Here is an 18,883-nt window from a genome sequence, read left to right as displayed (position 1 = left end):
CTGATTTTTTATCAAAAATTAAAATTCAATGCCACGTACAGCTGGAATTCCTTCCTGATAATAATGTTTTACCTCTGATATTTCTGAGACTAGATCAGCTATAGCGATCACCTGTGGGTGAGCGTTTCTACCTGTTAATACTAAATGAAGATGGGGTGGACGTTGTTGAATTAGTTTTAGCACTTCTTCTACAGGTAGGACATCATCGATCGGAAAACGCTCAATCGCTAGGGCATTATTGATTTCATCTAGAATGATTAAGTCATCATCTCCCTTCATCACTTTCTCTTGTGTGATTTCCCAAGCAGTACGAAGAGCTTGACGATGCTCATCAGGCGTTTTGGTCCAAGTGAATCCAATCCCTAATTGTTTAATCTCTACTCCCAATTTACATAAAGCGATTTGCTCCCCATAGGTTCGCTGTGGGGATTTAATGTATTGTAGTATACAAACCTTCATCCCTCGCCCAACCGCTCTTAAAGCAAGTCCAAGCGAAGCTGTTGTTTTTCCTTTTCCGTTCCCTGTATAAACCAAAGTAAGACCTTTGTTTTTCTGAGTCATCGCATCTGTTCCTTTCGCTGTCTATACGTCTGACATTGACGAATCCAGCGGTCAACCATGGCTGGATTGGAAGCAAAATGTAGATGGGTATAACCTGCTAACAAATTCCCTTGGTGGTAGCCCTCTACTTTTTTTCCACGTCGGCCAATCGACTCATAAGCTGGTGGGAAATCTTCCGTTTCAGCTGTCAGTTTGGAATAGTGAAATTCATGTCCACGTGCGATCTCTCCTTTTTTTAATAAAAGGTGATTCGAAGTGGCATGAACTTCGCGATACCCAAGGGCTGCTAAACGACTTTGCATCGTAACTGTAGCGGGAATCACACCAACCATCGGATAACTTTCACCTGCACGATCAATGATCGCCCGACAAAGGTACATATATCCACCACACTCCGCTAAAGTAGGAAGCCCAGCGGCAATCCGTTCTCTGATATTTTGCTTCACCTCTGTTTGCGCAGTAAGCACTTGGACAAACTCTTCAGGGAAGCCCCCACCTATCAATAACCCATCCGCTTCGTCCGGTATCCTTTCACCTCGAAGCGGGCTAAAATAGGATAACTTTGCTCCTGCTTGTTCGAGTAACTCCAAGTTCTCAGGATAATAAAAATTAAAAGCAGCGTCCTTCGCTACAGCGATCACCACTTTATTTTCTTCAGGAACTGGCTTCCTCATCGCAAACAAAGAAGGAGTAGGCTCTGGTAAAGCTGCTGCACTTTGAGCGATGTGAAATAATTGATCTAAATCTACTTTTGCTTCCATCAGTGCAGCCAATTTAGAAAACAATAGCTCACATTCACCACGTTCAATCGCTGGGATTAAACCTAAGTGTCGTTCGGGAATATCGATGGCTTGCTCACGTTCTAACCATCCTAGTACCGGAACGTCACATTCTTGTTCAATGGCTGCTTGGACAAGCTTTACATGTCCTTCACTTCCAGCTCGATTAACAATGACACCTTGAATGGAGACAGAAGGATTGAGTAATTGATATCCTTTAACAATTGCAGCAGCACTTCGTGCCATGCTTTGAATATTTACCACTAAAATCACCGGACTTGCCAAGGAAACGGCGATTTCTGCTGTGCTTCCCTGATCACTTAAAGGACTTTTTCCATCGTATAAGCCCATCACTCCCTCGATGATGGACAAATCAGCGCCTTCACTTCCTCGCCAAAAAATCTCTTTCATCTGTTCCTTTGAACACATCCAAGTGTCGAGATTTCTTGAAGGTCGCCCGGTCACAGCGGTATGGTAACTGGGATCAATATAATCCGGTCCTGATTTAAAACCTTGAACTTTAAACCCTCGCTTTTTCATCGCTGCCATCAATCCAAGCGTAAAGGTTGTTTTTCCTACGCCACTCCCGGTTCCAGCAATAACAAGACGAGGTCTTTCTTGACTCATCGCTGCACCTCCTGATGGGGAACCATTGCGATCGAGATTGTTACATTTCCCGATTTTTTCTTTGGCAAAATCCACTTGGAAGCCCCTGCTGATAAAAGAGCTGCTGGCTCACTAACACCATAAGCACCCGTATATTTATAAACCGTTTCAGAAGGATGTTCGAGTGGAACCTTATTTAATTCAGAAGGGGTATAACTTTCTAAATGCCAGCCGTATTTTTTACATAACGCAAGTAAACCTTGTTCATCTTTTTTCAAATCAATTGTCGCGATATTCCGCACACTTTTGATGGATAATTGTGACTCTAGCAAAGTTTCCTGAACGACTTGTTCAATCTCTTGCAGTGTAGTTCCCCGGTTACAGCCAATTCCAAGTACTAACACTTTGGGACGGTATAATACACCATTGGCTAAAAACCGTTCTTCTTCGTCTGGAGTAAGTAGTCGATGAGTAACAACAAGTGTTGCATCAAAAGGATGATTTGAGGCTTCTTCCATAGAACGTACCGTACGAATATGGTCTGGGATCGGCTTATCATAGGTCCACCAATTGGTTTCCCCTGACTCTTGAATGACTAATACTCTTTCTTCATTGACTACAGCCGCACTTACAGGTGTCGCTTTGGCAAAGCTTTCGATTTCCCAGCCGAATTGACTCCCAAATAAGTCAACAGGAATGGTTTGCTGAACATCCGAAGCTGTTGTCACAACCGGTCGTGCTTGTAAAATACGTGCTACGCGTCGTGTCAGCTCATTGGCTCCACCTAAATGACCGGATAAAACACTAATAACATGTTCACCTCGATCATCCACAACTACCACAGCCGGATCTGTTTTCTTATCCTTTAAAATCGGGGCGATCATCCGGACGACTGCTCCTAAGGAAATAATCAGAACCAAACCACGATAACGAGCAAATAGATCGGGTAAAAGCTTACTTACAGAGCCAGGAAATAAATAAAACCCTCTATTTTCTTCATCGCCTGTGGCAAATTTCTCCATATAATATAGATCCGAATCCGGAAGAATCTCGACGAGCTTTCGCGCCATTTGGACGCCGTGTTTGGTAATCGCCACTACCGCAATCTGTTTACTCATGATGGTTCCACCCCTTTGCGGTAGCCATGTGTAAAGGTTTTATCATAAAGCTTCGAACGAAATTGGCTATGCCGTTCATGTAAGTGGGGATCAAGAGCCCATCCAGCTAAAATCATGGCATGACTGCGAATTCCCGCTTGGCGCATCTGGTCATCTAGCTCTTTTAACGTTGTCCGGATGATTTTTTGATCTGGCCAAGTCGCCCGTTGTACCACCGCTACTGGTGTATCTTCTGACCAACCAGCATCATAAAATTCTTGTACGACTTTTTTCGTTAGGGTGGCACTTAAAAACAACGCAATGGTAGAATGATGACGAGCTAAATCACGTAACTTTTCGCGTTCGGGGACAGGAGTACGCCCTTCTGCCCGTGTTAAAATCACAGTCTGAGTTAGTTCTGGAATCGTTAGCTCTGCCCCTAGAACTGCAGCTGAGGCAAACACAGAACTAACTCCTGGTACAATCTCTACTTCAATTCCTAATTCCTTTAAGCAAGCGATTTGCTCGAAGATTGCACCATAGACAGCCGGATCACCAGTATGAACACGAGCTACACTTTTTCCGGCTTGCACCTCTTGGACCATCGTTTCTACAATTCTCTCTAGATCCATCCCCGCACTTTTAAGTACAAGGGCTCCTTCTTTGGCTTGAGCCACCAATTCCTCACTTACCAATGAATCCGTATATAAAATAACATCCGCTGTTTGGAGAATGCGCTGTCCCTTAACAGTAATCAGTTCTGGATCTCCAGGACCAGCACCTATAATATAAACTTTGGGCTCTAACATGATTTTTTCACCACCATCAGCGTGAGATAGTTGAGTTTGACTCCTTTCAACTCGCGGACATCACGCCAAATTTTCTCTTGATCGGAAGTCACCTTACTTGCTACCATCGCCTGTTCAACAAGCCCTTGTTCCTCTAATATTTCAATCATGAGATCAAGCACTTTAGCTACTTTGAGGAAAACAACCGTATCTTGTTCTTGGAGTACTTTTTTCATCGCCTCTTTATCAGCTGTCGCGGGAACAATCGCGACTCGTTCATCGCCATCAGCCAGTGGGAGTCCTAACTGTGCTGCTGCACCATGAATCGATGAAATACCCGGAACAGAGAGAATCTCTACTTCAGGATGATTTTTTTGCATGGTTCGACTTAAATGAATAAATGTACTGTATAACAATGGATCTCCTTCTGTAACAAAAGCCACATCTTTGCCTTGCTCTAGATGCTTCCAAATTCGTTTCACCGTCTCTTGCCACTTTTCTTCTAACACATCGCGATTTTTGGTCATTGGAAATACTAAACCGAGCATGTCTTTTTCCAGTGGCTGAACATAAGTTTCTACAATTCGTAGTGCATAGCTTTTTTCACCCATTCGCTTTTTAGGATAAGCGATTACTGGAGATTCTTTCAGAATACGATAGGCTTTGACTGTAATCAGTTCAGGATCTCCAGGTCCTACTCCAATACCGTATAAACGTCCAATCATCTTGATTTCCCCTCTTCTTCTAATCTCTCGCCCACAATCATATAAATCGGATTTAACCCTTCGAAGCGAGTGAGATTTAAAATCGGCTTACTTCGTGCCGTTTGTAACAAAGTGACGCGTGTATGTAATCCTTCTTCTTTGAGTGTCTCCATGGTGACTGACAAAGTCTCAATCGTCGCTGCATTAACCACGATTCGACCATCTTGTTTGAGACGTGTACAACAAATCTGTAATAATTCGCGGAGCTCTCCTCCACTCCCCCCGATAAACACAGCATCAGGATCAGGAAGTTCAGATAATCCTTGCGGTGCTTTAGCATGAATTGCTGTAAAGTCTGTTCGAAATTTAATGCGATTAGCATGAATATTTTCCATGTCTTGCGCATTTTTTTCGATAGCAAACACTTGACCTCGTGGTGCTAGTTTGGTAGCCTCCACAGAAACAGAGCCTGATCCCGCTCCAATATCCCATATAATACTATTCTCTTTGATCTTCATCTCAGCGAGACTTACCACACGAACTTCTTTCTTGGTAATCAATCCTTTTTCCGGCCTTCGTTGTGCAAATTCCTGATCAGCAATCCCAAGCGACCATGGATGGTAGACGGAGTCAGACTTTCGTTTGAGAATCACGACATTAAGTGGAGAAAATGAGGCATCGACTAGATCGGGTAACTCCCACCACGTACATCTCTCCTCTAGCGATCCCAAATTCTCGGCTACAAATGCTTGATATTCAGTCATCCCAAATTCCAATAAATACTTAGCAATTGCACTTGGCGAATTGGTTTGGTCGGTTAAAATAGCTACTTTGTCTTGTCCATCGATACGCTGTACTAATCCTTGAAGTGGTCGCCCATGTACACTTTCAATTCGCGCTTGTTGCCAACTTTCACCCATACGACTAAAGGCGAGTTGTAGCGAGCTCAGATGTGGATGAACCTCAACCCGTTCTTTACCGAGCTTATGAATAATGAAGCTGGCGATCCCGTAAAATAAAGGATCACCTGAAGCAAGGATCACCACGTCCTGTTCTTTCGACGCTTCTTGTACTTTCTCTAACACGGATTTGAATCCACCTTGAATCACGATTCGTTTGCCTGTAAAAGTAGGGAAAAAGTCAAGTAGACGTTTCCCTCCTACCAGTACATCAGCCCTTTCAATCCACTTACGATAGGATGGAAACAAACCATTTTGTCCATCATCACCCATCCCAATTACCTTTACTTGGTTGCTCATGCCACTGTCGCCCTCCCCAACAACTCACCTTTCATTTTCACTAAAATGGTTTCAACAATAAATCCACCTTCTACATGCTCCATACTTTGCTGACAAATTTTTTGACATAATAGAGAGAAAAATGAAGTATAACCAGCTTCTTCAACAATCTGGGCTGCATGTGTCGCATTGTTAGCTTCACGAATTTGAGCTTGTATATCCGCAGTCGCACCTACTTCTTTGGCAACTTGGGCAAGAAAGTCTAGACTGACAGGTGCACTCTTGGAATGAACCATCATCACCCCTTGAGCTACCTTCGAAAATTTGCCCATCATTCCGACTAAGGTTACTTTCTTTACCTCTGCTTTTTTTGCGTGTTTTAATGCAAAACCAACAAAATCTCCCATCTGAATAAAAGCTTCCTCAGAGAGGTCTGGCAGCATCCTCATGGCATGTTTCTCGCTGCTGCCCCCTGTTGTCAGTACCAAATGTTCACAACCATTAGCTCTTGCTACTTGAATCGCTTGTGCTACGCTAGCTCGGTATGCAGCGGTAGAGAATGGAACTACAATGCCCCGGGTACCGAGGATCGAGATCCCACCCATAATTCCAAGTCGTTCATTTAATGTTTTTTTGGCAATCTCTTCTCCATCAGGAACCGAAATGACTATCTTCACTCCACGCTGAATCTCAAATTCGGATATGACTTCATTCGCAGTTTGCATAATCATCTTACGTGGAACGGGGTTAATCGCCGCTTCCCCAACAGGAACAGGGAGTCCCGGTTTGGTCACACGACCCACCCCGACTCCCCCATCCAACTGTACACCCGGCTGCTGGCTCCAAGATACGGTCGCCACAATTCGCGCTCCATGTGTCGCATCGGGATCATCACCTGCATCCTTAATGACACTACATGCTGCTTGCTCTTCTCCTACTTGTACTTGCTCCATCTTAAAGCGTACCGTTTCCCCAATCGGTAAAGTAATTTCTACTTCAGAGACGGGCTGCTGTGTAATCATGGAGAGTAACGCCGCCTTCGTACAAGCAGTAGCACATGCTCCTGTTGTATAACCATGCCGCATCTCTTTTGGATCTTTTTCCACGACTTGCTTTTTCATCTGCCTTCCTCATCCACCTTTGTCGCAAGTAGAGATAAAGCATTCACGATAGCGACTGCTGTTGGGCTACCACCTTTACGTCCCAGATTCGTAATAAAAGGAATATCCAATTTCGCCAACTCTTCTTTTGATTCAGCCGCTGATACAAAGCCAACTGGCACTCCGACGATCAAGCCTGGGTTGGCAATTCCTTCGCGCACTAGGTTAATTAACTCTAATAACGCAGTGGGAGCGTTTCCAATCGCAAAAATGCCTCCTTCTGCTTCTTTCACTGCTTTCCGCATCGAAACAATCGCGCGTGTGGTACCTAATCGCTTGGCTTCTTCCATCACATCAGGATCAGAGATATAAACACGAACATCGCCACCAAACTGGGCTAGGCGCGGCTTACTAATTCCTACTTGCACCATCTGCACATCTGCAACAACTGGCTTTCCACTACGAATCGCCTGAATCCCTGCCTGAATGGCTTGTGGATGGAAGAGGAGACTACGCCCTAGATCAAAATCTGCCGAAGCATGAATGACACGTTGGACAACAGGAAATTGTTCATCTGAGAAAGGATGATCTCCTAATTCATCTTTAATAATGTCAAAGCTTAAACTTTCAATTTGATGAGGTACAGTGGTAATCGGTTTAAATGGTTGATCAGTCATAATGCTCTCCCTCTCTTTGATGGATTAATTTCTGAACCAACTGCTCGATATCAGAGTATGCTTCACCATAATCCAATTTCGGCCGCGAAATCAAAATAACATCGATTCCCATTTCGAGTGCAGCGACGACTTTTTCATCGACGGACCCTACTTTTCCGCTTTCTTTGGTAATCACCGTTGTTACTGCATAATGACGATATAAAGCTTGATTGAGTTCTTTGCCAAACGGTCCTTGCATCGCCACAATATTTTTCTGCTCAATCCCAAGTTCCTGACACTTCTCCATGTTTTCTATACGTGGTAACATTCGTGCCACCAAGCGAATCGCAGGTTCACTTAGTAGTCGTTCAGCAAAAATCTGTAACGTTTTGCTCCCTGTGGTTAACATGACCACCCCTGACTTATGTGCAGCTACTTCTGCGGCTTCCTTATAGGAGGAAACCACTTGAATTTGAGGATGATGGTCATATGACCAAGTTGGGCGTTCATAGCGAATATAAGGAATATGACAAGCCTGTGCTGCTGCCATCGCATTTTTAGATGCTTCTTCGGCGAAAGGGTGACTCGCATCAATCACTCGATCCATATCCAAATCTTGAATCAGTTGCATCATTTCTTCTTGTGTTAACCTGCCTGTCCGCACAGGAATATCCACTTCGTGTAAACTTTTGGCTGCACTATCCGATACAACAGTCGCTAAAAGTGAAAAGTTTTCTTGGTGCAGACGAACTGCCAACTCTCTCGCATCGCTGGTCCCAGCTAAAAACAACAGCATGATTTCGTTCCTTTCCTGAAGAGTTTAATGATGATGGTGATGATCATGGTCGTGGTGGTGATGATGATGATGTTCGATTCCTTGAGCAATGGCTAACTTTATCAACTCTTCCCAATTCCAACCCAATGCACTTTCATCTTCATTGAAGCGATTTTGGAAAACCGGAAATAGTTCATCATTCATGCCAAAATAGGGTGCCATCGCAAAAGAAATCGTTGAATATTTCTCTTGAAACTCTTGCATAAACCGCGCCATCCTTTTAATTAGCACACCAGTAAAGAGGAAATATGGTAGTACAATCACCTCTTTCGCTCCTAAACGAATACATCGCTCCAACCCTTCATGGAAGAGAGGTTCAGTAACGCCCATGAAAGCAACTTCGACCCATTTGGCTGGTGTTTTCTCCCAAAAAAGACGAGCTACTTTGTATAAATCACTATTGGCTTGTGGATCACTTGAACCACGGCCTACGACCAGAATAGCTGTATCTTCTTTGATCTCGGAGCGAACTGCTGCCAATCGTTGTTCCATGATATGAAGAATATCTTCATCCACTTCAATCGCACGTTTATAAATAAACTCCACTTCAGGGTATTTTTCTTGCGCTTCATGAATGGCAAAGGGAATGTGCACTTTGGCATGTCCTGCAGCAAAAAGCATCATGGGGATCAATGTGATTTTTTTCGCTCCACGCTCTACACAACGATCAATCCCTTGTGGAATATCAGGAGCTGCAAACTCTAGGTAACAAGTCTCGATAATCTTAGCTTCTAGGCATTTTTCCATCCGCTTCGTGAAAGACTTTAATTCTTCATTTCCTTCCGGATCTTTACTGCCATGACCTACAAATAAAATCGCTTCCAACATAATTCCTCCTCTAATTGATTCGACCTCTTATTTAGTAAAAATCAAACTGCAGATACTTTCGGTTAGGTCTGTTATTGGCATCATCTTTGTTTTTCAGCTTTCAGTCGATCACAGACTTAATCTCCACAAGCTAGCTCAGGGATGACTGGCTTTTTTTCCTCTTGATATTGAAAGCCAGCTACTTCTTTAACTCGCTTGAAAAACTTATTAAAACGCTCATTCGGATGAGCTTGTTCAGCATAAATTTGTACAACTTTTTCAACAGCTTCGATCACTTCATCTGCGGTCATTCCTTCTGCCACTCGTTGGGCTACATGTGCATTTCGACCCATTTTCTTCCCACCTAGAAACAGATCGTAAGTTCCTCGACGATGCACAATCCCTATTTCCTCGGTAACTGCTCCATAACAAGCCATGGCACAACCATTGAAGCCGATTTTTAACTCTTTGGGTACATGCAAACCATCAAGTCGGCGATGAATCTCCTCTGCCGTCGGGATCGCTTCTCCCTTATCTCCATGACAAAAATCACAAGCCTTTAGTTGAACGACATCACCGATAGAGCTTAACAATAAACCCGCTTCGGTTAAACGATCCACAATCTGCTTGGGTTCATCTGTCGGAACACGCAAAATGAATTGATGATGTGGTGTATATTCGATCTCTCCCTTTTCACCTGCCATATCCGCAATGAGGGCAAGTTGATCAGGTGTAATTTTCTTATTCGCCACACCGGGTGATACAGCCACTTCAAAGATAGAAACTGGAGGACGAGTAGGGAGATCTGTCATGACCGACGTTTCCACCATTCCTTTTGCTTTAAGAAGCCCCAAAGCCTCTTGAGCCAATTCGGCAGGATGAACTAACTTTGTCGAACTCTCTTTTGCTTGATTTTCGGCATTTTGTTCGATAGCATTTAACGACCAAGGTTCAGCTTCCACCTGCAGTCGTTGATGTGGCTTTAGTTCTTGGACGGCTTGATCTAATGTATACTTCCGCTGATAACCACGAGGTGTGATCATAAGTCCTTCGTAGAAAAATGTACTCATATTCCCAATAATCACAGTTGTTAGCATACCAATATCGTGTTCAAGCATTTGATCTAGCGTTGTTAAGACCACATGTTGGCGATCGCGATAGGCACTTTTGACTAAACCAACAGGTGTATCTGGTGAACGATACTTTAATAAAATTTTTTGTGTTTCTACAATTTGTCTCGTTCTTCGACCACTACGTGGATTGTATAATGCAATGACAAAGTCTGCTTGTGCTGCAGCTTCGATTCTTTTTACAATCGTTTCCCATGGTGTTAAATGATCGCTTAAGCTGATCGTACATGCATCATGCATCACTGGTGCCCCAAGCAAAGAAGCACAGGAGTTGATCGCAGAGATTCCTGGGATTACTTCTACTTCCACTCCACCCTCTGGACGCCAACCCTGTTCAATCAATACTTCATAAACTAGTCCGGCCATACCGTACACCCCAGCATCACCACTAGAGATGACGGCTACCTTTTTGCCCAACTCTGCCAGTCGAACAGCTTCCTGTGCACGGCTAACTTCTTCAGTCATCCCTGTACGGACAATTTCTTGATCGGTCAATAGATCTTGAATTAAATCAACATAGGTTTTATAACCAACAATAACATCACTTTCTTGAATCGCCTCTCTGGCTCGCTTTGTAATATGCTCGAAATTTCCCGGACCAAAGCCGATAATTAGCAACTTTCCCTTGCTTATCTCCACTCTTCTCATCCACCTTTCTTATCCCAGTCGCTCATCGTTTTTGACAAAATAAAAAACGCCTTCCGCTAACCAAGCGAAAAGCGTTACAATTCGGTTTTTAAGCTTCATCGATCATGACAAAATTCATCACTCAAGCATCAAAATTTTCCGAGTGTAACACCTTCCTATCCTCGTAGGTTGAGCAGTGTTGTTAGAAAAGGCAGGTCTCCTGGCTCATGGGTCAAACGTCTCATACAATGTCAAGCCTTCCCATCTTTCACAGTGACTTGACAGGACTTCCCATTTACAGTGGCGGGACCGCGCCGGATTTACACCGGACTTCCCTATTAAGGAATAGACTGACCATCTATTCCACCTTTTCCCAAGCTGTGCAATTTTCAAAGAGCTACCAATATGAGTATATAGAATAAATTTATTACAGACAATAGATTTAGATTATATTCAATTTATAAACACGCTAAAACTTAATAGAGTATCTTCTCAGTGATATAGTTCGTTTTCCCCATCAATCACCTTATTCGATGCTGCTCCTATTAATTCAATCATGTTTTATATTATTTTCTAAAAAATCCACAATATATCTCATTTATTATGTTCCCTTTTTCACTTTCCTCCAAACTAAATTCATTTGATATAAAATATTTTTATATGATTTATGAAAAGAAGACTGCGATACTTATGATAAGATCGCAGTCTTTGTTATTGATTGACAGCTTTATTTTTTTTCTTTTTGAATAGCAGATAAACTCCAAACCCAAAAAAGATAACACTAAACCCGATGATAATCAAATAGAGAAATTTACTCATTTCGAGCAACGTAAATAAAATATAAAATAAGTTTCCTTCTGATTTTTTTTCATATAAAAAGAGATGAACCCAAATTAAAAATCCTAATAGCGAAACCGAAAATAACATGCAAATAGCGCCCATTACTCGTCTCAATCTCGTTCTCCCTTTCTGCTTAAACCTCCTTTTTAATTTAACCGAAATCGTGCTTAGTGGCAATCGCTTTAAAGCAGCTTGCAGAGCTGTTGATTTGCATCATATTGGAATGAAGTGAGGGCATGTTTTCGCCACGTGACTGATGATTCTTTCAAGGATGAGTCCGAGTCCGCTTCTGCTCCTTCCATCAGATAAAACGCTGGGAGCTGTATGGAAGTAACACGCGGAAGTCATTGCGCTAAAAGCCCTTCTGATTTCATTTACTTCCGCTAGGTAAGACATGATAGAAGTTCTTATAGGCTTTGCCTCTTAGAACTTCTTATCCCGTAGAGCGGGGCATGAGGTCGACTTAGTCGAAAAATACCTCCCTCTCTTACCTATTTTTGGTTAGTCAACACTCCTGAAATAAGCCGATGATCTCTTTTATTTTATAATAAATAATCGATTGGGCTTATTTGAACCTTTTCGGGAAGCCTTATAACTCATCACCTCATGCAAAGCTTCAGTAGCAGCAACAAATATATAACGGTTATGATTTTGTTTTGTCATTTGCTGAATCATCAATGATACGTATTTATCTTGGGATGGATCAATCATTGTGATTGCCCAAGCAGCCCAAAAACGAACATCTTCTATGTCAGACTGTAAACATGCTTCTAACGGTTCAATCGCTTCTTTCCCCATTCGGCTCAGTCGATAAGCCGCGGTCATTCGTACTTTTTCATTTGTTTCAAAAAGTGCTTGGATAAATTCAGATATTGAATAGACTTCTTCTGCTTCTAACTCGTCCTGTGCAACCATTCCCCCTTGGCGTAGCTGCTTTGCTTCAGCATCTGTTATATGATTCCATGGGGATAATCCTGCTTTATTATCTAGAGATGGCTTTTTTTTCTCTTTTGACCCTTTTTCTATCATTAACTCACAACCTATCTAAAAAATGTTTCAAAATAAATATGAAGTGAATATTCGCTATTAATATTCAATATCCTTTTAATTTTGTATAAAAATGAGATGATTTTTAACCTATATCCTATTGAAATCGTGGCACACAATTGGATCATATCTTTACTAGAAAAAGAAAACGACTTGATCCCCTCAGAATCAAGTCATCTATCGATAAGAACACGGTATAGTTGACAATAACACTTCCTTTACAAACTCTAAGTTATTACCATCTAGATCATAAATCATAAAGCTCCTTGATCCATATGAGGTATTAAATAGTTCTTCAACAAATAACGAGAATAAAAGTCCCTTTATAGAGAAAGCTTGCTCGTGCAGCGGTTTTCTTTTTCCCATTCTATTAGTAATACGGAGACCGTCCTACTTTAACAGGAAGTGAAAACGCCTTTACTTCGGGGATGGATTGAACTACTTTGGTTAACCAAGGTTTGTATAAATTCCAAGCGATATCTTCAATTTGTTCATGTGCATCTAAACATTCAATCACTTTTTCGTGCCAATGGTTATAAAAGGCAACTGAGCCACAGCAAAGTGAAGGAGGCTCTTCCCAGTTTCTCTGGTCACAGGCAAACACATCGTACATAAAACCACAATCCCATTGAGAACCTTCTGTGTGAAAGTTATATCCTACCAGCAGATAATCGATTTTTTTATCTTTGGCATCTACTAAAGCCTCTTTCACTGATTCAACTACCGATTCTCGCTGTTCTTCAAAATTCTTTAAAACAATCTCTTTGATTTTGGTTTTTAATAGTCTAACCGTGTTTAAATTCCCCGTTTTTAAGTTCATATAATCGAGCATCCACCAATTAGAGGTACAGATCATTTGGGAAATATGGGGAAGTTCTTTTTTATAAAGTTTACTCAACCATTTGCCAATAGACTGAATGATTTCTCTTTTTGTCTCATAAGGGGTATAAACGTTGGATATCCATCGATCTAATTGTGTTCCTGCTATATCAATGGACAGGCGTTGAATAGGAGAAGTGACTTGGATAGACGGTTGGGTTGCAAAATGCGACTCTATATTATAATAAATAGGTTTATTTAGATAAGGTTGTTGATAGGGCTGTTGGCAAACAGCTGTATGAAAAGTAAGCATTTTCCCTACTTCGATATGTATAATCGCTGTATCTTTTTCGGAGATATCATCTTTAAAAGATGTCAGCAATAAGTCGATCAATGACTCCCTATGTTTATTTAAAATAGGGTCGGTAACTTCTTCGTAGTACATCTAAACACCTTCTTTATCCATTTTATTTTTAAAAATAGAGGCTGCTCTTAAATTTACCACTCATCGCTTTTTTCGTTTTGAAAAGACGAGTTCTATCTTCAGGAATGATCTAGGTTTTTATCACATGATGCAACTTGCTCAAGAATAGATAATGTTATATTAATATAAGAATATATGTTCTGTAAATAATAAGGTGAAAATAAATAAAATCTCGTTTAGAGAAAAAAACAACCAACTCATCATTATAAGTTGGTTGTTTTATCTTCTATGCTAATATCGAAAATCCAAACATCTCATCTAAAGTTTGGAGTTTTCCATGGATATGCTGCTGGTAGGTATTAATATATGCTTGCGGTTCCTTCGGATTAGGCCAGCGCTTAATTTTCCCAGTTTGTGGTGCTACCATTTTACTAACTGCCCCACAACCTAGGCCGATAATTGTCTGTTTTTCTTCCATAATGATAATGTTATATAAACTTTCTTGTCCTGGGAAAGCATAGCCGACATTTTCTTGGTTTCCCAATATATTTTTCTGACGGTATAGATAATAAGGAACATATCCAGCTTGCTTTGCCCACACCCGTGCCATCCGTACCATTTCTTCGATCTCATCCCGCTTTGCTACACGGTATTTCTCTTTATTTTGCGTCATGATCGAACCTCGTTTAAATGAGAGAGTATGAACCGTTAGCGATTCAGGCTTTAACTCCTGAATAACTTCCAACGAGTTTTGAAATTCCTCCATACTTTCATTGGGAAGCCCAATAATTAAGTCCATATTAATATTACTAATCCCCATTTCGCGGGCTAGTTGATATTTCTCCAGTGTTTCTCTTACCGTATGATGCCTTCCGATCAATTTTAGAGTTTCTTCTTTAAAACTTTGTGGATTGATACTGATTCGACCAATCTGCCATTGTTTAAGTAGTGCTAGTTTTTCGGGTTCGAGTGTATCTGGTCTCCCCGCTTCAACGGTAATCTCCCGAACTTGGTTGTACGTAGGAATATATCGTTTCATCTGAGTAAATAAAGCATCCATTTGAGTAGCTGAAATGGAGGTAGGTGTTCCCCCACCATAATAAATCGTCGTTACCGGCAAATTTCTCTCTTTCAGCCAATTTCCTATAGCGGCGATCTCTTCATGTAGCCCTGCCAAAAACTCTTCAACCGAGCCATTGCGTCCTTGGATCGCATAAGCTGGGAACGTACAATAGGCACATTTCGTTGGGCAAAATGGAATGCCAATATAAAGACTTACTTCTCGATCTAATGAATAAAGATCCGGTAACATGGTTAATTGCCGTTCAATAATTTCTTGTAAGATTTCAATCTTCTCTGGTTGAAGCAAATATTCCCGTTGTAACACCTGAGCTGCCTCAGTGGCTTTACTTCCTTTTAACAACATCGAGTGTAAGAGCTTGGTCGGTCGTACACCTGTTAAAATTCCCCATGATTGTATGATACCTGTTGCTTGCTGGAATACTTGTAAGACGGTATAACTAATCAATTTCTTTAGACGCTTTCGGTACGCTTTGACATCTGTCTCTTGAATCTCTTGCTGATGAAAAGCTTGCCATGTTTGTTCACCAGATGGTTCTGATAAGAGGACTGTCACTGAAGCAGGATTCGCTTCTTTTATACTAAATTGGAGAACGGCATCCACCGGTTCTGCCAATGAGTCTGTCACCTTTACCTCTTCAAAAAATAAGGAGGCAATCAGTTCAATTTCCCGATAAAAGTCTTTATGAATTCCTTTTAAATAAATTCGTTGCAAAAATGCCACCTCCCCCAATTTGCTCTTTCAGTCTACTGGAAGCTTCAAGGGAAATCAACTGAAGTTTTGCATTCATATCGCTTATATCGAGAACGAATAATAGGGCATCATTCTTGCAATACAAAAAAGTGATTGATATGGTGTATATAAATAAATTCTAATTATCATGAAATATATCGGAGGAAAACGAACATGAAACTCGTTGCAATTGATATGGATGGCACACTACTTTCAAAGGAAAGAGTCATTAGCAAAGAGAATGCCGACGCAATCAAAAAGGCTCAGTCACTGGGAAATATCATCTCCATTTGTACAGGTCGCTCCGTAGAAGATGCCCAAGAGCTTCTTGACGCAGCCAACCTCCAATGCCCGATCATCGCTGCCAATGGAGCTGTTATTTTCTATAATCATCAAATCATCAAGAGAACACCTTTAGGCCAACACGATGCCGAAAACATCATTCAATATCTTGAAGAACATGCTATTTATTATCATCTATATACCCATCAAGGAGTTTATGCTCCTGAATATGGAAAACAAAGCCTCCAATTAGAACTAGATATAACGAAAAGTGCTAATCCTGAAATGGACATGACAGAATTTAACATGTGGACTCAGTTTATTTTTGAAAAAGCAAGCTACATTCCTGTGAAAAGCTGTCAGCCATTATTCGCTGAGTCCATTTTGGTTGATAAAATTTTAGCTTTCTCCTATCAGCAGGAAAAACTAGCAAGATTGCACCAGATCCTAGCCGAAAACCCTCATTTAGCAATTACTGCTTCAGCTACACATAACATCGAAATCAATCATATTGATGCCCAAAAAGGGAATGGTTTAAAATCGCTAGCGAATCATCTACAAATCCCACTAAAAGATACAGTGGCCATCGGCGACAATTTAAACGATCTTTCCATGATGAAGATCGCGGGATTATCCATTGCGATGGGGAATTCTGTCGATCAAGTCAAACAAATCTGTCACCATGAGACTCTATCCAATGATGAAAATGGGGTCGCTTATGCTCTTGATAAATATGTTTCTGCTTAAATGCTAAACTAGCTTCCTTCTTCTAAAATGACCATACTGATCCATGAATGATAGAATAAAACAAGGTTCATTGGAAATAAATCCAATGAACCTTTGTTACCCTCTCTAAACCTATACTTGACTAGTCTAATCTTTCTAAGCGCTCTAACTCTGCTTTGACCTCTTGGATTTGTTTTTTAAGTGAAGGAGAGATGGTGGTGGACTCATCTGCTTCTGACGTGATCAACTGGGCCAACTTTAAACGTAGGAGACGGATTTGTTGATCAACCTCTGGATTAGACGGTTGAGTAGAACGCTCAGTTAGAAAAGCTTGATATCTTTCATAGCTATCGGGATAAAACTCTACTTTTCCATCTTGAAGTGCCAGTACTCGATTAGACACTTTTCTTAATAAATAATTGTCATGCGAAACAATGACCAAAGCCCCTGGATAATGTTGTAGTGCTTCCTCAATCCATTCTCGGGCAGAAATATCCAAGTAATTGGTCGGTTCGTCTAATACCAATAAATTAGCATCAGAAAAGTATAGCCGTACAAAAGCGACCCGACAGCGCTCTCCCATACTTAAGTTCCCAACTTTTTGATAGATTTCATCTCTTCGGAATAAAAAGCTGGCTAAGATCTGGCGCGCTTCTCGTTGAGTCATCATAGGTAAATCTAACAAATGATCAAGAATGGTTTGATCTTCATTTAAATTTTCTAGCTCCTGTGCAAAGTAACCAATTTTTAGTGTAGGATGGTGGATCACTGTTCCAGACTGTGGTGAAAGTTTCCCTACTAGAAGCTTTAAAAATGTCGTTTTCCCACTCCCATTCGGTCCCATCACGACGAGCCTATCACCACGAGAAATCACGAGGTTCAAATCTTGAAAAATGGGTTGTGACCCGTATTGAAAATGAACATGTTCCATACGAATCAAATGATGAGCTTTAGAAGAACTACCTTCAAGTTTTGCATGAATACGAGTAGGCTCTTGTGGCTTATTTACTTTTTCTTCTTGTAATCGCTCCAGTGCTTTTTCCTTTGCTTGCAAACGGGTTTGATGCTTATTGGCTTTCTTTTTATAAAATGGGTTTCGCTCTCCCGCAGCGGCATGTGCTTTATTAAACCATTCATGGTAACGCTTTATCGCTTCTTGAAGTTTTCTTTCTTCTTGTTGTTGCTTTTTATACAAAGCAGCTTGCTCTTTTCGTTCACGCTCTTTTTCCTGCAAATAATCTTTATACCCTCCTGGATATGTTTTTGATCCTTGTGAGGTTAATTCTACCGTTTTATCGGCTATCTGATCGATAAAAGAGCGATCATGTGATACAAATAAAACCGTCCCTCGAAAGGAGTTGAGAAATTGAACCAGCCAATTTAGTGTTTCCAAATCCAAATGATTGGTTGGCTCATCAAGCAGTAAGAAATTAGGCTCTTGAATAAGAATACGAGCAAGCTGAGCTTTGGTCTTTTGTCCCCCACTTAGATGTCGAAAAAATTGTTCACCTGGTAAACGAAACCGATTTAGCAAGGATTCTACTTTATGTTCCCCTCCAAACCCATCCATCGTTTGATAACGATCGAATATTATACCATATCGCTCTACGGCTTGGTTTAACTCTTCTCCTTCTAATCGTGCCATTTTTTCTTCTAACTGTAATAACTCTTGTTTTAATTGATAGAGTTGGGTATTACCTGACTGAATAAATTCTCTTACTATTTGATTCTCTAGGTCAATTCCATCTTGCTCTAAAAGTCCCCACAACTTGACGGGGTAGCGACGATAAATTTTACCTTCTAACGGTGAAATTCGTCCTAGCAACGTGTGAAGTAATGTGGTCTTCCCTACTCCATTTCCCCCTATTAAAGCAATGCGCTCACCTTCATTAATCTCTAATGACACTTTGTCAAAAACAGGTTGACCTTGTAGCTCTACTTTTAAATCTTCCACTTTTAAAATCAACATAAAAAAACCTCCGCATCAATAAAGTAATAGGCTAA

Annotated in this window: 17 protein-coding genes and 1 riboswitch; of the genes, 1 reads left to right on the top strand and 16 read right to left on the bottom strand. The window is 41.1% G+C overall.

What is annotated here, in order from left to right; all coding sequences use genetic code 11:
* Positions 1-18: 18 nt before the first annotated feature.
* From cobO to DL897_RS04620, 15 genes are all read right to left on the bottom strand, one after another.
* Positions 19-561 (bottom strand): cob(I)yrinic acid a,c-diamide adenosyltransferase, encoded by a 543-nt coding sequence (gene cobO, locus DL897_RS04690; protein WP_113657981.1) that lies wholly within the window; start codon positions 559-561, stop codon positions 19-21.
* A complete protein-coding gene (locus tag DL897_RS04685; protein ID WP_113657980.1) occupies positions 558-1,967 on the bottom strand; it encodes a cobyrinic acid a,c-diamide synthase CobB in 1,410 nt (469 codons plus the stop codon). Before DL897_RS04685 ends, cobO begins: the two co-directional genes overlap by 4 nt.
* Entirely contained in the window at positions 1,964-3,064 is a 1,101-nt protein-coding gene (locus DL897_RS04680; RefSeq protein ID WP_113657979.1) for a cobalt-precorrin 5A hydrolase, read from the bottom strand. The genes DL897_RS04685 and DL897_RS04680 overlap by 4 nt, the downstream gene beginning before the upstream one ends.
* Positions 3,061-3,852 carry a precorrin-4 C(11)-methyltransferase gene (cobM, locus tag DL897_RS04675; RefSeq protein ID WP_113657978.1) on the bottom strand — a complete coding sequence of 264 codons (792 nt, stop codon included), beginning with the start codon at positions 3,850-3,852 and terminating at the stop codon, positions 3,061-3,063. Before cobM ends, DL897_RS04680 begins: the two co-directional genes overlap by 4 nt.
* Positions 3,846-4,556, bottom strand: a complete 711-nt coding sequence (gene cobI / locus DL897_RS04670) for a precorrin-2 C(20)-methyltransferase (protein WP_113657977.1) — start codon at positions 4,554-4,556, stop codon at positions 3,846-3,848. Before cobI ends, cobM begins: the two co-directional genes overlap by 7 nt.
* Positions 4,553-5,794, bottom strand: a complete 1,242-nt coding sequence (cbiE, locus tag DL897_RS04665) for a precorrin-6y C5,15-methyltransferase (decarboxylating) subunit CbiE (protein WP_113657976.1) — start codon at positions 5,792-5,794, stop codon at positions 4,553-4,555. The genes cobI and cbiE overlap by 4 nt, the downstream gene beginning before the upstream one ends.
* Complete coding sequence (locus tag DL897_RS04660; protein ID WP_113657975.1) at positions 5,791-6,894, bottom strand: cobalt-precorrin-5B (C(1))-methyltransferase; 1,104 nt, start codon at positions 6,892-6,894, stop codon at positions 5,791-5,793. Before DL897_RS04660 ends, cbiE begins: the two co-directional genes overlap by 4 nt.
* Positions 6,891-7,550, bottom strand: a complete 660-nt coding sequence (locus DL897_RS04655; RefSeq protein ID WP_113657974.1) for a precorrin-8X methylmutase — start codon at positions 7,548-7,550, stop codon at positions 6,891-6,893. Before DL897_RS04655 ends, DL897_RS04660 begins: the two co-directional genes overlap by 4 nt.
* On the bottom strand, positions 7,543-8,325 hold the full coding sequence (gene cobK, locus DL897_RS04650) for a precorrin-6A reductase (RefSeq protein ID WP_113657973.1): 783 nt from the start codon (positions 8,323-8,325) through the stop codon (positions 7,543-7,545). Before cobK ends, DL897_RS04655 begins: the two co-directional genes overlap by 8 nt.
* A gap of 24 nt (positions 8,326-8,349) precedes the next feature.
* Positions 8,350-9,189, bottom strand: coding sequence for a sirohydrochlorin chelatase (locus DL897_RS04645; protein WP_113657972.1), 840 nt, complete (start codon positions 9,187-9,189; stop codon positions 8,350-8,352).
* Between the two features lie 119 nt (positions 9,190-9,308).
* A complete protein-coding gene (gene cobJ, locus DL897_RS04640; RefSeq protein ID WP_113657971.1) occupies positions 9,309-10,949 on the bottom strand; it encodes a precorrin-3B C(17)-methyltransferase in 1,641 nt (546 codons plus the stop codon).
* A 172-nt stretch (positions 10,950-11,121) separates the two neighbouring features.
* A riboswitch (cobalamin riboswitch) is annotated at positions 11,122-11,314 on the bottom strand.
* 325 nt (positions 11,315-11,639) lie between these two features.
* Positions 11,640-11,882, bottom strand: coding sequence for a hypothetical protein (locus tag DL897_RS04635; protein ID WP_145962194.1), 243 nt, complete (start codon positions 11,880-11,882; stop codon positions 11,640-11,642).
* Positions 11,883-12,305: 423 nt separating this feature from the next.
* On the bottom strand, positions 12,306-12,797 hold the full coding sequence (locus tag DL897_RS04630; RefSeq protein WP_113657969.1) for a HEAT repeat domain-containing protein: 492 nt from the start codon (positions 12,795-12,797) through the stop codon (positions 12,306-12,308).
* A gap of 388 nt (positions 12,798-13,185) precedes the next feature.
* Complete coding sequence (locus DL897_RS04625) at positions 13,186-14,079, bottom strand: hypothetical protein (RefSeq protein ID WP_113657968.1); 894 nt, start codon at positions 14,077-14,079, stop codon at positions 13,186-13,188.
* A 265-nt stretch (positions 14,080-14,344) separates the two neighbouring features.
* Positions 14,345-15,853: a coproporphyrinogen III oxidase gene (locus tag DL897_RS04620; RefSeq protein ID WP_113657967.1), complete on the bottom strand. Its 1,509-nt coding sequence runs from the start codon at positions 15,851-15,853 to the stop codon at positions 14,345-14,347.
* A gap of 192 nt (positions 15,854-16,045) precedes the next feature.
* On the opposite strand from DL897_RS04620, the gene DL897_RS04615 reads away from it, so the two are divergent.
* Positions 16,046-16,900 (top strand): Cof-type HAD-IIB family hydrolase, encoded by an 855-nt coding sequence (locus tag DL897_RS04615; protein WP_113657966.1) that lies wholly within the window; start codon positions 16,046-16,048, stop codon positions 16,898-16,900.
* Positions 16,901-17,021: 121 nt separating this feature from the next.
* On the opposite strand, the gene abc-f is transcribed toward DL897_RS04615, so the two are convergent.
* Entirely contained in the window at positions 17,022-18,848 is a 1,827-nt protein-coding gene (gene abc-f, locus DL897_RS04610; protein WP_113657965.1) for a ribosomal protection-like ABC-F family protein, read from the bottom strand.
* Positions 18,849-18,883: the final 35 nt, after the last annotated feature.

It is taken from the genome of Thermoflavimicrobium daqui (genome assembly GCF_003313465.1).
GTDB lineage: Bacteria > Bacillota > Bacilli > Thermoactinomycetales > Thermoactinomycetaceae > Thermoflavimicrobium > Thermoflavimicrobium daqui.
The sequence above is the reverse complement of the archived record's forward strand: the minus strand, read 5'-3'. Positions and strand labels throughout refer to the sequence as shown.

Bases quoted from the DNA above. Each gene is read 5' to 3' on its own strand.
- cobO (WP_113657981.1), bottom strand. From the start codon at position 561: ATGACTCAGAAAAACAAAGGTCTTACTTTGGTTTATACAGGGAACGGA.
- cobJ (WP_113657971.1), bottom strand. From the start codon at position 10,949: ATGAGAAGAGTGGAGATAAGCAAGGGAAAGTTGCTAATTATCGGCTTT.
- abc-f (WP_113657965.1), bottom strand. From the start codon at position 18,848: ATGTTGATTTTAAAAGTGGAAGATTTAAAAGTAGAGCTACAAGGTCAA.
- cobK (WP_113657973.1), bottom strand. From the start codon at position 8,325: ATGCTGTTGTTTTTAGCTGGGACCAGCGATGCGAGAGAGTTGGCAGTT.
- cobI (WP_113657977.1), bottom strand. From the start codon at position 4,556: ATGATTGGACGTTTATACGGTATTGGAGTAGGACCTGGAGATCCTGAA.
- DL897_RS04625 (WP_113657968.1), bottom strand. From the start codon at position 14,079: ATGTACTACGAAGAAGTTACCGACCCTATTTTAAATAAACATAGGGAG.
- DL897_RS04660 (WP_113657975.1), bottom strand. From the start codon at position 6,894: ATGAAAAAGCAAGTCGTGGAAAAAGATCCAAAAGAGATGCGGCATGGT.
- DL897_RS04615 (WP_113657966.1), top strand. From the start codon at position 16,046: ATGAAACTCGTTGCAATTGATATGGATGGCACACTACTTTCAAAGGAA.
- DL897_RS04630 (WP_113657969.1), bottom strand. From the start codon at position 12,797: ATGATAGAAAAAGGGTCAAAAGAGAAAAAAAAGCCATCTCTAGATAAT.
- cobM (WP_113657978.1), bottom strand. From the start codon at position 3,852: ATGTTAGAGCCCAAAGTTTATATTATAGGTGCTGGTCCTGGAGATCCA.
- DL897_RS04655 (WP_113657974.1), bottom strand. From the start codon at position 7,550: ATGACTGATCAACCATTTAAACCGATTACCACTGTACCTCATCAAATT.
- cbiE (WP_113657976.1), bottom strand. From the start codon at position 5,794: ATGAGCAACCAAGTAAAGGTAATTGGGATGGGTGATGATGGACAAAAT.
- DL897_RS04680 (WP_113657979.1), bottom strand. From the start codon at position 3,064: ATGAGTAAACAGATTGCGGTAGTGGCGATTACCAAACACGGCGTCCAA.
- DL897_RS04685 (WP_113657980.1), bottom strand. From the start codon at position 1,967: ATGAGTCAAGAAAGACCTCGTCTTGTTATTGCTGGAACCGGGAGTGGC.